Annotated in this window: 13 protein-coding genes; 6 read left to right on the plus strand and 7 right to left on the minus strand. The window is 66.5% G+C overall.

The genetic code is table 11. The features are described 5' to 3' along the window. Nucleotides 1–10 precede the first annotated feature (10 nt). Nucleotides 11–1,117 (plus strand): 7,8-didemethyl-8-hydroxy-5-deazariboflavin synthase subunit CofG, encoded by a 1,107-nt coding sequence (gene cofG / locus Harman_RS05625; protein ID WP_137682813.1) that lies wholly within the window; start codon nucleotides 11–13, stop codon nucleotides 1,115–1,117. 229 nt (nucleotides 1,118–1,346) lie between these two features. Here cofG and cofH read toward each other — a convergent pair whose 3' ends face one another. Next, on the minus strand, nucleotides 1,347–2,699 hold the full coding sequence (gene cofH, locus Harman_RS05630; RefSeq protein ID WP_137682814.1) for a 7,8-didemethyl-8-hydroxy-5-deazariboflavin synthase subunit CofH: 1,353 nt from the start codon (nucleotides 2,697–2,699) through the stop codon (nucleotides 1,347–1,349). Between the two features lie 111 nt (nucleotides 2,700–2,810). Next, a complete protein-coding gene (locus tag Harman_RS05635; RefSeq protein WP_137682815.1) occupies nucleotides 2,811–3,827 on the minus strand; it encodes a sodium:calcium antiporter in 1,017 nt (338 codons plus the stop codon). Between the two features lie 162 nt (nucleotides 3,828–3,989). Between Harman_RS05635 and Harman_RS05640 the strand changes: the two genes are divergently transcribed. Then, nucleotides 3,990–5,024 carry a phosphoribosylaminoimidazolesuccinocarboxamide synthase gene (locus Harman_RS05640; protein WP_137682816.1) on the plus strand — a complete coding sequence of 345 codons (1,035 nt, stop codon included), beginning with the start codon at nucleotides 3,990–3,992 and terminating at the stop codon, nucleotides 5,022–5,024. Nucleotides 5,025–5,044: 20 nt separating this feature from the next. On the opposite strand, the gene Harman_RS05645 is transcribed toward Harman_RS05640, so the two are convergent. The 5 genes from Harman_RS05645 to Harman_RS05665 all read right to left on the minus strand — a co-directional run bounded on the left by Harman_RS05645 (nucleotide 5,045) and on the right by Harman_RS05665 (nucleotide 9,413). Beyond that, nucleotides 5,045–5,950, minus strand: coding sequence for a hypothetical protein (locus Harman_RS05645; RefSeq protein ID WP_137682817.1), 906 nt, complete (start codon nucleotides 5,948–5,950; stop codon nucleotides 5,045–5,047). Next, complete coding sequence (locus tag Harman_RS05650) at nucleotides 5,947–7,014, minus strand: glycosyltransferase family 4 protein (protein WP_137682818.1); 1,068 nt, start codon at nucleotides 7,012–7,014, stop codon at nucleotides 5,947–5,949. Before Harman_RS05650 ends, Harman_RS05645 begins: the two co-directional genes overlap by 4 nt. After that, entirely contained in the window at nucleotides 7,011–7,388 is a 378-nt protein-coding gene (locus Harman_RS05655; RefSeq protein WP_137682819.1) for a 6-pyruvoyl trahydropterin synthase family protein, read from the minus strand. Before Harman_RS05655 ends, Harman_RS05650 begins: the two co-directional genes overlap by 4 nt. 29 nt (nucleotides 7,389–7,417) lie before the next feature. Beyond that, on the minus strand, nucleotides 7,418–8,407 hold the full coding sequence (locus Harman_RS05660) for a zinc-binding dehydrogenase (RefSeq protein ID WP_137682820.1): 990 nt from the start codon (nucleotides 8,405–8,407) through the stop codon (nucleotides 7,418–7,420). Between the two features lie 136 nt (nucleotides 8,408–8,543). Beyond that, nucleotides 8,544–9,413, minus strand: coding sequence for a hypothetical protein (locus tag Harman_RS05665; protein WP_137682821.1), 870 nt, complete (start codon nucleotides 9,411–9,413; stop codon nucleotides 8,544–8,546). A gap of 88 nt (nucleotides 9,414–9,501) precedes the next feature. On the opposite strand from Harman_RS05665, the gene Harman_RS05670 reads away from it, so the two are divergent. From Harman_RS05670 to Harman_RS05685, 4 genes are all read left to right on the plus strand, one after another. Next, nucleotides 9,502–11,490: an aldo/keto reductase gene (locus Harman_RS05670; protein ID WP_137682822.1), complete on the plus strand. Its 1,989-nt coding sequence runs from the start codon at nucleotides 9,502–9,504 to the stop codon at nucleotides 11,488–11,490. Nucleotides 11,491–11,541: 51 nt separating this feature from the next. Further along, the gene (locus Harman_RS05675) at nucleotides 11,542–11,934 is read left to right on the plus strand and encodes a DUF7475 family protein (protein ID WP_137682823.1); all 393 of its coding nucleotides are present in this window, start codon (nucleotides 11,542–11,544) and stop codon (nucleotides 11,932–11,934) included. Between the two features lie 134 nt (nucleotides 11,935–12,068). After that, nucleotides 12,069–12,842, plus strand: coding sequence for a CDP-alcohol phosphatidyltransferase family protein (locus tag Harman_RS05680; RefSeq protein ID WP_137682824.1), 774 nt, complete (start codon nucleotides 12,069–12,071; stop codon nucleotides 12,840–12,842). Between the two features lie 27 nt (nucleotides 12,843–12,869). After that, nucleotides 12,870–13,340, plus strand: coding sequence for a metal-dependent hydrolase (locus Harman_RS05685; RefSeq protein WP_137682825.1), 471 nt, complete (start codon nucleotides 12,870–12,872; stop codon nucleotides 13,338–13,340). Nucleotides 13,341–13,386 lie beyond the last annotated feature (46 nt).

A 13,386-nucleotide genomic window follows, 5' to 3' on the forward strand; every position in this document is an offset into this window, starting at 1 on the left:
ACCCCGGGACGTGATACCCGGCACGGAGGCGTACGACATCGACATCGAGGTTCCGGACGCCGACATCGAGCGCCTGCTGTCGGTGATGCCAGAAGATGTCGAGGCCGCGCCCGCGCTGTCTTATTGTCGGAACGTGTTCCTGCCGCTGACGACCGCCTGCCGGTACACCTGCACCTACTGCACGTACTACGACCCGCCGGGGCAGGCCGAACTGATGGACCGCGAAGAGATCCGCGAGACCTGCCGCCGCGGGGCCGACGCTGGCTGTACCGAGGCGCTGTTCACCTTCGGCGACGACCCGGACGACCGCTACAGTGCGATCCACAACCAGCTCGCCGAGTGGGGCCACGAGTCCATCCACGAGTACCTCCGAGAGGCCTGTGAAATCGCGCTGGAGGAGGGGCTGCTCCCGCATGCGAATCCGGGCGACCAGACGCGGGAGCAGATGGCCCACGTCGCCGACCTGAACGCCTCGATGGGCGTGATGCTGGAGACGACTACGGAGGTCCAGGCTCACGGCGGCCCGCGGGCGAAGACCCCCGGCCAGCGGCTCAATACCCTTCGCGTAGCCGGTGAACTCGGCGTCCCGTTCACGACGGGCATCCTCGTCGGTATCGGCGAGGACTGGCACCACCGCGCCGAGAGCCTGCTCGCCATCCGCGAGATGCACGAGCGCTACGGCCACATTCAGGAAGTCATCGTCCAGCCCGTCGTCGAAAACGAGCGCTGGCAGGGCGGCTCCCCCGACCTGGCGACGATGCGCCGGGTGACGGCGATGGCCCGCGCGGCGCTTCCCGAGGAGGTGTCGGTACAGGTCCCGCCAAATCTCGCACCCGCCCGGGACCTGACCGACTGTGGCATCGACGATCTGGGCGGTGTCTCTCCCGTCACTGTCGATCACATCAACCCCGAGTACGAATGGCCCGCCCTGCAGGAACTGACGGCCGTCGCCGAGGCCGCCGATGTGCCACTCCGCGAACGGTTACCGGTCTACGAGCGGTTCGTCGACGACGGCTGGCTCTCGAAGCCCATCGAGGCGGCTATCGAAGCTGAAGACGCCGCCGGCAAGCGATTCCGGTCGATACTGGGCCACGGCGAGAACCCGGTCAGCACGTGACAGTGGACCGCCACAACATGGTGCTTTGATATCGCAATGGGAGTGCTGTTTGGTAACAAGTAGCTATTGCCTAGTCCTCTAGGCTATATCTACATATATCGAGTCGACCAATATATATCATGCCTGGGGCGTGCCTCTGACAGCTATCCCGGGCCGAACTGTGCCGACCACCCACGGCCTGCCCAGCCGTGGTTTTCCGCTTTTGTACCAGTACAAATAGCGACCGCAGTCACTCGATCAGCGGTGTCCCGTCCGCTCTCGGACCGAGTTGCGGCCCGAGTACGTCGGCGTCGGAGTCGATGACTCGGCGCTGTTCGTAGTCCGTCGAGCGCTCGACTGGCGTTCGTCCGATGGCGGTAATCATGTCGGCGTACTCCTGGAACGACCGGAACTCGCCGTAGTCGCCGCCGGCGCGCTTGGTGATTTCTTCGGAAAGAATTGTCCCCATGAAGTCGTCTGCGCCACAGGTGAGCATCTTCAGGCCCTGGGTGTCGCCGTATTTGACCCAGGAAGACTGGATGTGATCGACGTTGTCGAGGAAGAGTCGGGAGACGGCGATGAGTAGTTCGTCCTCGTCGACCGTCGCGCCGGATTCGACCATGCCACGCTCGTACAGCGGCGTCTCCTCGTGGACGAACGAGAGCGGAACGAACTCCGTGATTGCGCCGGTCCGGTCCTGTAGATCGCGGATGCGCTGCAGGTGCAGCGCGCGGTGGCGCTCGTTCTCGACGTGGCCGTACATCATCGTCGAGGTCATGTCGAGCCCGACCGACGCGGCCGCCTCCATCGCTTCGAGCCACTCGTCGGTGCGGATCTTCCCCGGGCAGATGACATCCCGCACCTCGTCGACGAGAATTTCGGCGGCCGTGCCGGGCACGCTGTCGAGGCCGGCGTCTTGCAGTCGGCTGAACACCTCCTCGTAGGACCAGTCGGTGCCCCGGCGGGCATGGTAGGCCTCCTCGGGGGTCATCGAGTGGACGTGGACGCCGCCGACGTTCATCGCGCTGAGTTGCTCGCAGTAGGTAGCCGGGTCTTTCTCGTACTCGCCGGGCGAGCGGTAGTTCAGGTCCCCGCGGTCGCTGGCTTCGAGAATCTCCCGGTGTTCGTCGTCCAGCGCGAGCGCGGGGTGGAGTCCCGACACCGAACAGACCTCGTAGATACCGCGGTCGAGGGCGTCCCGAACGATTTCGCGGGACTCGCTCGGCGTCTTCGTGAAGCCGCCGTGGTCCTCCTGATACTCGCTTCGGAACTGCTCGGAGCGGTCCTTGAAGTTACAGAACAGACAGCCCGTGTTGCAGGCCGTCGTGACGTTGTTGTTGAGGTTCGCGACGAAAGTGACCTCGTCGCCGACGACCTCGGCCCGGCGTCGGTCGGCCGCTTCGAGCACCTGTTCCTTCCGGCGGTGGTCGATGCTGTCCCGGTCGGTGCCCGTCGTGAAGAGTTCGACCGCGTCATCGACCGTCAGTCGCGTCCCGTCGCGCGCCTTGGCGAGCGCGTTCTCGAAGGACTGGTCGGTCGTCGGACGGTGGTCGAACTCGACGGTCCCGTCCGGTGTATCGACAGTCGCTGAGACATCCGGCATTGCTGGACAGGAGGGAAAGAACGGTCAAAAGCGTATGGGTCCACACATGGCTCGCAAGGCCAGCAAGGTGGTGAGCAGCGACGGACGACCAAAGTGCTGGGCGGCCACCCGTCAGGTCGGTAGTACGCCCCCCACCCAGCCCGCGGTCTCGACGACGACCCACGCAACGAATCCCGCGTAGGCCCCAAGCAGCGCATACGATTCGAGTTCGCTCAACACGAGGTCGGTCCGGAGTACGGTAAACAGGAGAATCGTTGCTCCGGTCAGGACGCCGAACATCGGCACGGCCATCGCGAAGTCGACAGTCCACGCGCCGGCAATGAGAACACCGAGCGGGATCGCGACGAGCAGGTCGAACGTGTTCGAGCCGAGCACGTTTGCGAGCGACGTGAGCCCACGGTCGTCGCGGGCCGCCCGGACGCTGACGAGCGTGTCGGGGAGGCTTGTAGCCGCCGCCAGAATCGTCACACCGAGGAGGAACTCCTGGACTCCGGCGGCCTGACCGATGACGCGGACGGCGTGAACGAGGTTCTCCACCGCCACGAGGATGACACCGAGCCCGAGCAGGAGGAAGAGCCACTGCCGCCCGACCGAGATGCCGTCGTCCCGGGCCGCCCCCGGTTCGTGGTCAGCCGTGTCCTGGTACTGGATGAAGACGTACAGCCCGTAGAGCGCGAGCGGAATCGCCGCCAGCGGCCGCGTGACGACCCCCGAGAGCGTCGCCTCGCCGGGGTAGTAGATGACCGCCAGCGCGAACGTGATGAGCAACACGGAGACGGCCAGCATGTAGAACTGGGCTTCCTTGTACACCAGCGTCCGGTTGGATTCAAGCGGGTCGTCCGTGGCGATGCCCGCGACTGCGGGGATGACGAGGATGTTGAAGATCGCCGACCCGACGATGGCACCGACCCCTAGCGGCATCGACCCGCCAAGCGCCGCGACGACGACGGTGGCGACTTCCGGGAAGCTGGACCCGACGGCGACGATGATCGCCCCCTGGACGACTTCTGGGAGGCCGTAGTACGTCGCGAGCCGTTCGCTTGAAGACTCCAGCCAGTCGCTCCCCTTCCAGATCGCGACCGTCGCGGCGACGATGATTGCCACTTGGACCAATAAATTGGGAGCCATCAGGCGGTCGGTCGGGACCGCGACGGAAAACAGTTGACCTCGGTGGCGAGTGATACTGTCGGCTGTAACTATTTTAAGAGATTCGCGGTGACGAAATTCGTTACAGACGTACAGCCGACAGTATGAGAAACGTCTTTGTTCCCGGCCCGAAAGGCGGGCACAATGACGAGCGTCAAGGAATTCCGCGTGGACGAACCGGCGACGGCCGAGGGGCTCGGCCGCGGCGCGTTCGTGTTCACGGACGACTACTCCGTGTTCGACTGGGGCAAAATGCCGGACCAGATTCCCGACAAGGGCGCGTCGCTGTGTACGATGGGCGCGTACAACTTCCAGCTACTCGAGGAGAACCACGTCCCGACACACTACGAGGGCGTCAGACTCCCTGACAGCGACGAGGTGCTGGACCTCGGCGAGGCGCTGTCGGCCGACGCCGCCCCCGAGGAGATGGTCATCGAACTCACGCAGGTCCCGGACCTGCCCTTTGAGGGCGGGCGCTACGACTACGACGCCTACCACGCCGAGGCGGGCGAGAACTACCTCATTCCGCTGGAAGTCGTCTTCCGGAACCGCGTCGGCGTCGGGTCGTCGCTGCGCTCCCGGACCGACCCCGCCGACCACGGCCTCGACTACGACACCTGGCCCGAGGAAGTCGTCGATCTCGACGAACCCATCGTGGAGTTTTCGACGAAATACGAGGAACAGGACCGGTATCTCGACCGGGAGGCGGCCGACCGCATCGCCGGGACGGCCAGTATCGACCGCCTCGAAGAACTGGCTCGCGCGGTCAACCACATCGTTACCCAGCAGGCCGCGGAGGCCGACCTGGTCCACGAGGACGGGAAAATCGAGTGCCTGTACTACAACGGAGAAATTCGCGTGGCCGACGTGGTCGGCACGTTCGACGAGAACCGCTTTTCTTACGGCGGCCAGCAGGTCTCGAAGGAGGTCATCCGCCAGTACCACAAGCGGACTCAGCCCGAGTGGGTCGAGGCCGTGAGCGCGGCCAAACAGCGGGCCGACGAGGAAGGCGTGGCCGACTGGAAATCGCTCTGTACGGAGTCGCCGGAACCGCTTGAGGAGAGCGTTATTCAGGTCGCCCGGGACCTCTACTGTGCCGGCACGAACGCGTACGTCGGCGGCGACGTGTTCGACGCGCCGCCGCTGGAGGTGGCTGTCGACGCCGCCAGCGAACTCTGAGGGGCAAGCAGCGCCGCCGCTCACTCGCTGTTCTCGATGCGGCCAAGGAAATCTAGCTGGTGGGTGAGATACACCAGTTCGCCGGCGTCGACCTGTGCCCGGCGCTGTGCCAGCCACGGGCCGAGTTCGTCGAACGCCTTGCCACCCATCTCGCCGACGGCCGATTCGACAGTGTCCAAGATATGCCGGAGGAAGTACGCTTCGTCGCCGGGATAGCCGCTGTCGTCCGGGCGCACAATCCAGTCCGAGCCGGCGACGGCGAGGAGTTCGACGCCCGGCATCGCCCGGAGCCGTTCGAGCACGTCGCTGCCGGCTCGGCTGCTGCCGCCCGGCTTCTGGTCCATGTGGTCGTGGTAGTAGCCCTCGATAGTCTCGTCGGCAGGATGTGACGGCCGGAATCGCGTCGCGCCGTCGAACGTTATCGGGAAGTAGTACAGCCCACCCGGAGCGAGCGATTCCAGGAGTGTGTCGAGCCCGTTCAGGTCGAGAATGTCGAGCAGCGCCGCCCCGACGAGCAGGTCGAATTCCTGTGGGGTGTCGGCGGCGTAGGTCACGGCCTCCGAAGTCACCGGTTCGACGACGACCTGTCGGTCGGAACAGTCCAGTTCCACGGTGTCGGTACCGGATACCGTCACTGGTCGGTCGCTCGCCCAGTCCGCAAAGTACTCGCGCATCGCCGCAACGTTGTCCCCGTTCAGGTCGAGGGCGGTGTACTCGATTCGGCCGGGCGGCAGCAGATCCCACTCCACAGCGCGGGCGACCATCGTTCCGATGCCGGCCCCGATTTCCAGCACCCGGAGCGGGCCGTCGGTCGTGTCTGCGCGGGCGGCCAGTTCCGTCCGCAACGTCTCGACAACGCGGCGGTCCAGCGCGCGGTCGTCGACCGTCCGTTTCGCCCGGAGATACCGCTGGAACGAGTCCGTCATTTTGTCACCTCAGCGGTCGCAGCCACGGATTCGAGCAACTGACGGACACGGGCAGTCGTCTCGCCCCAGTCAGGGTGGCGCTCGTAGCGATGTCTGGCAGCCTGCCCCATCTCGGCCAGTCGGTCGCGGTCACCCGCCAGCGTCTCGATGGCACGCGCGATGGACGTGGGTACGTCGGGGTCGACGAGCAGTCCTGTCTCACCATCCGTAACGATGTCCGTCGCGCCGCCGGCCCGCGAGGCGATGGCCGGCAGGCCGAAGCTCATCCCCTCCAGATACACGATACCAAAGCCCTCGTAGTGCGAGGGAACGGCGAGGACGTGACTGGCTTGGAGCGTCGCCGCGAGGTCGGCGTCGGAGAGTTCGCCGGCGAATCGGACGCGGTCGGTGAGGCCACGCTCGGCGACGGTCCGGCGGACGCCCGCGACGTAGTCTTCGTCGAGCGCGCGGCCGACGACCGTGAGTTCGGCGTCGGTGTCGGCGGCCGCCAGCCCCGTCATGAGCGAATCGAGCCCCTTCCGTGGCGTGACGTTGCCGACGAAGACGATTCGGAGCGGGTCCTCGTGTGCCCGTTCGTGAATCGTCGTCGCGCCGATGGCGGGGTCGAAGCGGTCGCCGGCCGGCGGCGCGACGACGGTTGCATCGCCGTCGACGCCGAGGCCCGTGACGACATCGCGCGTGACGGTGCTGGTACAGACGACGGCGTCGACAGTGTCGAGGTAGCGGCGCTCGACGGCGCGGTACAGCGGGGCCAGCCGTCGTCGTTCGCTCGCCCGGAGGTGATGGACGATGCTCACGATAGGGTATGGGAGGTGGCGGTTCGTCCGGACGAGCGAGGGATGAGCGAGTTCGTCCTGCACCATCACGTCAACGTCCACGTCGAGACGGTCCCGCAGCCGTCGGGAGCCGTTGTCGAGCAGCCCACAGGGGTAGGACCGCCACGGCAGTTCCACGACCTCGACGGCGTCGCCGCCCGCCCGGAGTTCCTCGACCAGTCGTCGGTCGTAGCGGAATCCCCCGGAGCGCTCGTCGAGGCTGCCATACAGCGTCATCCCGACCCTCATACGGCGGCGTCGTAGCTGGCGGCGGCTTCGTCGTCTTCCCAGACAGTCACGGTCAGTTCGGTGACGGTGTCGTCGGTGACGATGTCAGTCACGATGTCGAAGATGACGCGGGCGAAACGTTCGACGCTTGGGTTGTCCCCCGCGAATTTCGGCTGGTCGTTGAGCAGTTCGTCGCGGTAGCGGTCGGCGATCTCGGCCAGCGCCGCCTCGGCGTCGTCGATGTCCACGAGGTAGTCGTACTCGTTGAGTTCCGGGCCGCGAAAGGTCAGTTCCACCTCGTAATGATGAGAGTGGGGCACTCCTTCCGGTCCCGGGTCCGGAACGGTGAGGTAGTGCTGTGCGACGAAGTCGGTCAGCACCGTCGTCGAGTACATACCCGAGCAAGGGACGGCAGCCACTAAATTCACCCGTAGGTGAGCGCGACCTGTATCGCCTCGTCCTGGCGTTCTTCAAGCAGGCAGTAGGCGTCGGCTGCGTCGGCGATGTCGAACCGGTGGGTCAGCAGGCCGTCGAGGTCGGCGTCGGCCAGCCACGACCGCACCACGTCCATCCGGCGGTCCTTGTCCCAGCGGTCGGTGTGGTCCGGGTCGATGCGGCTCACCTGACTGCTCCGAACCCGGACGTGGCTGCGGTGGTACGCCTCGTCGAGCGTGAGGGTGACCTCCTCGGACCCGTACCAGGAGCCAACGATGACCTGCCCCGCGAAGCCGGTCACATCGATTGCACTGTCGAGTGCGTCCGGGTTTCCGGACAGTTCGAAGGCGATGTCGGCGTCGGCCCGGAGCGCCTCGGCCGCCTCGCCCGGCGCGACGGATCGGTCGGCCCCAAATGATTCCGAGAGCCGACGCCGGTTCTCGTACCGGTCGACCGTCACCAGTTCGGCGAGCGGGAACTCAGCGAGCAGTTTCGTCGTCAACAGTCCGACCGGCCCCTGGCCGAAGACCACGACCCGCGCACCGATTCGCGGCCGGGCGTCCATGACGAAGTTGGTCGCGGCCTCGGTGTTCGGGATGAACAGCGCCTGCTCCGGCGGGAGTTCCGTCGGAATGAGCGTCTCCGGGTCGGCCACGAAGTGGCTCGCATGGGGCTGGAACGCGAACACCTGTCGGCCGAGCCACTCCTCGGCCACGTCGTCACCGACGGCGGTCACCTCACCGACAGCGGTGTACCCGTACTGCAGCGGGTACGAGAAGGGTTCGTCAAGCGCCGCAATGGTCTCGTCGGCCGTCGTACCGGGCGTGAACTCCCCGCGGTACACCCGCAGTTCGGTACCCGGACTGATACCCGACCGCTCGACGCGAACCCGGACCTCCTCGGGGCCGGGGTCGGGGACCGACGTTTCCCGGATATCGACGGTGTAGGGGTCGGTGAAGTACAGCGCCCGGCCGGTCATCGGGTGACTCCACCGGTTCCTGTGAGTTCTGGAGTGGTCTGTTCATGTGCTGTCCCGTCCGGGGCGTCGAATCCGCGAGTCGTCGGGGGTTGCACGTCTACCACCCAGGATTACTGCGACTAAAAAGTATCCGTGCTCATAGGTATCCCAGTGCGTCGAGCCGGTCCTGGTCGCCTTCAGCACCGTAGACCCGGGATACCGGGAGCGGCTCAGGCGGGTCGAGCGCTGGCGACCTCGTTTCGCGGTCCGTTCCCCACGTTTCCGCCCACGGTACCGCCAGCAGCGCCGGCACAGGCGTCTCCATCGGATGGCCGTACAGCCCCCACTCGCCGAAGAGGTTTCCGTGGTCAGCCGTGATAGCGACGCGACCATCGACATTCTCCAGTAGCGTCGCCACTTCAGACAGGACGTGCCGGAGATTGGCCCGGTAAGCCCGTCGGACCCGCTCGACCGAAACCTCGCCGCGGCGAAGCAACACCCATGGATTCCCGGTGTTGCTGTGGCTCCCAGTCCGGGCCAGACCGTCGTCGCCGGCCACTGGATCCGGCACGAAGGGATGGTGGGGCTGCATGTAGTGGGCGACCAGCCGCTCGGGGTCGCGCTCGCGGGCGTGAGCGATGGCTCGGTCAGTGATCGCTGCGGCGGGAACCGTTCCCAGGTCGTCGTCCCACGCGTACTTCCAGACCTCGTCGAGCGCCGCAAAGGCGTCGGCGTCGAGATACCGGTCGGTCCAGGTGTTGCCGGTGACCATCACCGTCCGCGCGGTCTCGGGGTGCCCGAGGAAGGTGTTTTCGAGCCACTCGGAGGAGGAACTGCCGACCGAGCGCAGCGAGTCGACGCCGTTGAGGAAGTCAAACGCCGGTACGACTGCCTCCAGAGCGTCCGCTCGGCAGGCGTCGAGGACCACGAGGACATCCCACTCGCGGTCGAAGACGTTCGTCCCGTAGTCGAGTCGCCGGCCGACCGCCTGCAGCGCCCGGAGGTAAGCGGTCTCCAGCCGACTCATGCCCGGTTCCGTCACGTTCTGAGATAGCGCGGGCGGGGCAAAACGCCATCGGCGGGAGACATTTATGCTCGCCAGCCGCGGTGTGTATGTGAACTGCCTGTTCGTCGGCGCTGGGGCGATAGCACAGGAGTACGCGGCCGGATTGGCGGACAGTACGCTCTCCCTCGCCGGCGTCTGTGACCTCAACGGCGAGCGCGCGACAGCCCTCGCTTCCGAACACGGCTGTCCATCGTTCACCGATTTCGAGACGGCGCTTGCGGAAGTCGAGGCCCCGGTCGTGGTGAACCTGACGAGCCACGCTGCCCACGCGGCAGTGACGCGAACCGCGCTGGAGGCGGACCGGCACGTCTACTCGCAGAAGCCGCTGGCGCTGGACGCCGACACGGCAGCGGAGCTCGTTGCGCTGGCACAGCAGCGGGACCTCGCGCTTGGCTGTGCCCCGGAGCCAGAGCGCGGCCCGTCACAGCAGCGAGCGGGCCGCCTGCTGGCTGATGGTCGACTCGGTCCTGTCCGACTGGGCTATGCACACGCCCACGTCGGCCGGGTCACTGACTGGCACGACCGGCCGGCATCGTTTCTGGAGATCGGGCCGCTGTACGACGGCGGGGTGTACCCCCTCGCACTACTCGTCGCCTGGTTCGGCCCCGTCGAGCGCGTTCGAGTCGCCGACGCGCTCGACATCTGGCCGGCCCGAGAGTCCCGGCGGCCCGCGGTGCCGAGCCACGTCGAAGCCACGCTCGAATTCCGGGCGGGGCCGGTCGTCCGCCTGACGGCAAGCTTCTACGCGCCCCATCGCAGCCGGGAGTTCTACGGCCTGGAACTGCACGGCGACGACGGCAGCCTGTATCTGGCCGGCACCGGCGCGATGGACACCGCGACCGACGACGTACGGTACGGCCGCATCGGTCGGGAGTACACGCCCGTCCCGCCCCAGTCCCCGACACAGCCGACAGCGTACCTCGACGGCGTCGAGCGACTCGCAAGGAGCGTCGAGCATGGCGACCCGTCCCGAGCGACCGGCCGCCGCGGCGCACACGTCGTCGCAGTCTGTAACGCCATCGAGACGGCCGCGGAATCCGGCGGCCCAGTTAGTGTCCGGGACCTCGGTGCGACGAGCACGCCGCTGCCGGACCCTGTCAGCGAGGGACTACAGAGTCCGAAAGACGACAGTGAGCGCCAGAACGAGGGGGCAGCGTCGCTTGGCCTCCCGCCCATCGGCTTCGGCTGTTCGCGCTATCGTGACGGCGAGTACGTGTCACGAACCGACTCCATCGAGACGGCGCTGGACGCCGGCTACCGCCTGCTCGACAGCGCCGAACTGTACGGCAACGAGCACCGCATCGGCGACCTGCTGGCCGCACCGGGGTCGCCGGACCGCGAGCACCTCACCATCCTGGGGAAGGTCTGGCGGACGAACCACCGACGGGAGCACCTCATCGAGGCGTGTGCGAGCAGCCGCTCGGAACTGGGGATTGAGAGCTTCGACTGCTACATGCTCCACTGGCCCGAGGCGTGGGCCCACCGCGGGCCGCTGACTCGCCTTGCCGAGAAGCCGGTCGCGGAGCAGGAAGCGCTGACCTTTCCCGAGGACGAGGCGGGCGACATCGAGACGGCCGACATCTCGCTGCCAGAGGCCTGGGAGAACCTGACAGCGGTCCACGAGCGCGGCTGGGCGCGGACCCTCGGCGTCTGTAACGTCTCGCGGCCACAATTAGAGACAATCCTCGACACCGAAACTGTTCGGCCGGCAGTGGTCCAGATAGAGCGCCACCCCTACCAGCCACAGCGGGACCTCGTGGCCTTCTGTCAAGAGCGGGGCATCGCGGTCGTCGCTCACTCGCCGCTGTCGGCCCCCGGGCTGCTGGACGAGTCGGTGCTACAGGAAATCGGTGAGACCCACGGCCTCTCGCCGGCGCAAGTCGTGCTGGCCTGGAATGTCGCTCAGGGCGTCGTGCCGATTCCGTCGAGTACGACGCGAGCGCACGTCGTCGCCAACCTCGCGGCAGCCGCCGAACGGCTCAGCGACGCGGACTGTCGGCGCATCGAAGCGCTACAGGACCCGAGTTTCGAGCGGTGATCCGGGCATTCTGGCAGTACGATTATGTGACAGACACCCAAACAGTTCGACATGGCCACAGCCGAAACACAGGGACTGTCCCTCCGAACCGCATCACTTGGCGGACTCGAATGGACGGGTATCGTCGCCGCACTGGTCAGTGCCGTCATTCACATCAGGCTCGGCGTCGGGTTCGCGCCGTCGCCGCTGGGTATCAGTTTCATCCTCGCCGGGTTGGGCTTTCTCGGCGCTATCGCGCTCGTGCTGGTGGACTACCGCCGACGGACGGTGTACGCCGTCGGCGTCCCGTTCACGCTGGTCCAGATTGTCGCCTGGTACTACGTCAACTTCGTCGCGATGGGGAAATCGTTCCCCGGTGAGATAGGGACGCTGGGTGCTATCGACAAAATCGCCCAGATCGTACTCATCGCCGTCCTCGTCGTGTTGCTCCGCCAGCGGTCCTGACAAGCACCATCTGATTTGGTCCTGCGTTTAAGCGTGTCCGCCACGAATTTGTTTCAGGGCTAACTGAATGAGCAGACACGGTCGTCGGCTGTGGCCTGCGCTCCGTTTGCAGCGACTGGCAGCGGGAGGTGGCGATGGCCGAACGGTACAGTGATTTGCCGGTTCAGGTCGGGCTACGCGTTGCGATGCCGGTCGTCGGCGCGCTCGTGCTCGCCGTCCTGCTCCGGGGACTGTTCCCGCCGGACGAGATGTTCCGGTGGATGTTCCACCCGGCGACCATCGCCGGCTGTTGCTGGGCCGGCCAGCTCTGGTACGTCGGCCGCTCCGTCGACACGACCCGAATCGCCAGCACGCTCGTCGGTCTGGCGAACGGACTCACGGTGCTCCGCGGCGGGCTGTACGCCGTCGTCGCCGGGTTCGTCGTCGTCCCCCCGTCAACCGGCCTCGCGTGGGTCCCCGCAGCCTGTTACGGGACCGGCGCAGTGCTTGACCGACTGGACGGGGCCGTGGCCCGGACCGTCGGGGAACAGACGGAACTTGGCACTCGCCTCGACATGGCCTTCGACACCTTCGGCTTCGTCGCCGCGCCGCTGGTCGCGGTGCTGTGGGGTCGACTCCCCGTCTGGTACCTCTCGATATCGGCGGCCCGTTACGTGTTTCTGGCCGCACTCTACTGGCGACGGTACCAAGGGCGGCCGGTGTACGACACGCCGGACAGCAACCTCGGGAAGTACCTGGCGGGCGTCCAGATGGCCTTTATTACGGTCGCGCTGGTCCCGACGATTCCGACGGCGCTCGTCTGGACCACCGCGCCGTTCGTGCTCGCGCCGTCGCTGCTGGTGTTCGGCCGCGATTTCCTCGCTATCAGCGGACGGCTGCCCGAATCGTTCGCGGGCGGACAGGACTGATATACGACTGCGTACCTACGGTGAATCGTGCTCTTTCCGACACACCTCGTCGCCGCCGGGCTACTGAGCAGAGTAACGCGGCTGTCGCCGTGGTGGCTCGTCGTCGGCGCGGCGCTGCCGGACGTGGTCGACAAGCCGCTGGGGCTGCTCGGCGTCGTCGATCTCTATCACTCGGTCGGGCACGCCGCGCTTCTGGTGGTTCTCATGGTTCCGATTGCGCTGTCGGGCCGTGCCGGACTCGCCACGGCGGTCGGCTGGGTCTCGCATCTGCTGCTCGACGCGCTCCACGTCGTCGTCAACGGCCGGCCTGGCGACGCGCTGTTTCTGGGTTGGCCGCTCACGGTCCCGCCGGACCCGCTTGCGATTCCGCCCGGGTCTTTCATCTGGTATTACCTCGGCACGCCGTCGTTCTATCTGGACGTGCTCCTGTGGGTGGCGCTTGCCGTCGTCGTCGTGGCCGAGCGCCGGGACAGCAGCGACGCCGTGGCCGACCAGTAGCTGCCTCGGTAACTGGTCGGCGACACCTCAAAGCTGGACTGCGACC

It is taken from the genome of Haloarcula mannanilytica, from assembly GCF_005406125.1.
GTDB lineage: Archaea > Halobacteriota > Halobacteria > Halobacteriales > Haloarculaceae > Haloarcula > Haloarcula mannanilytica.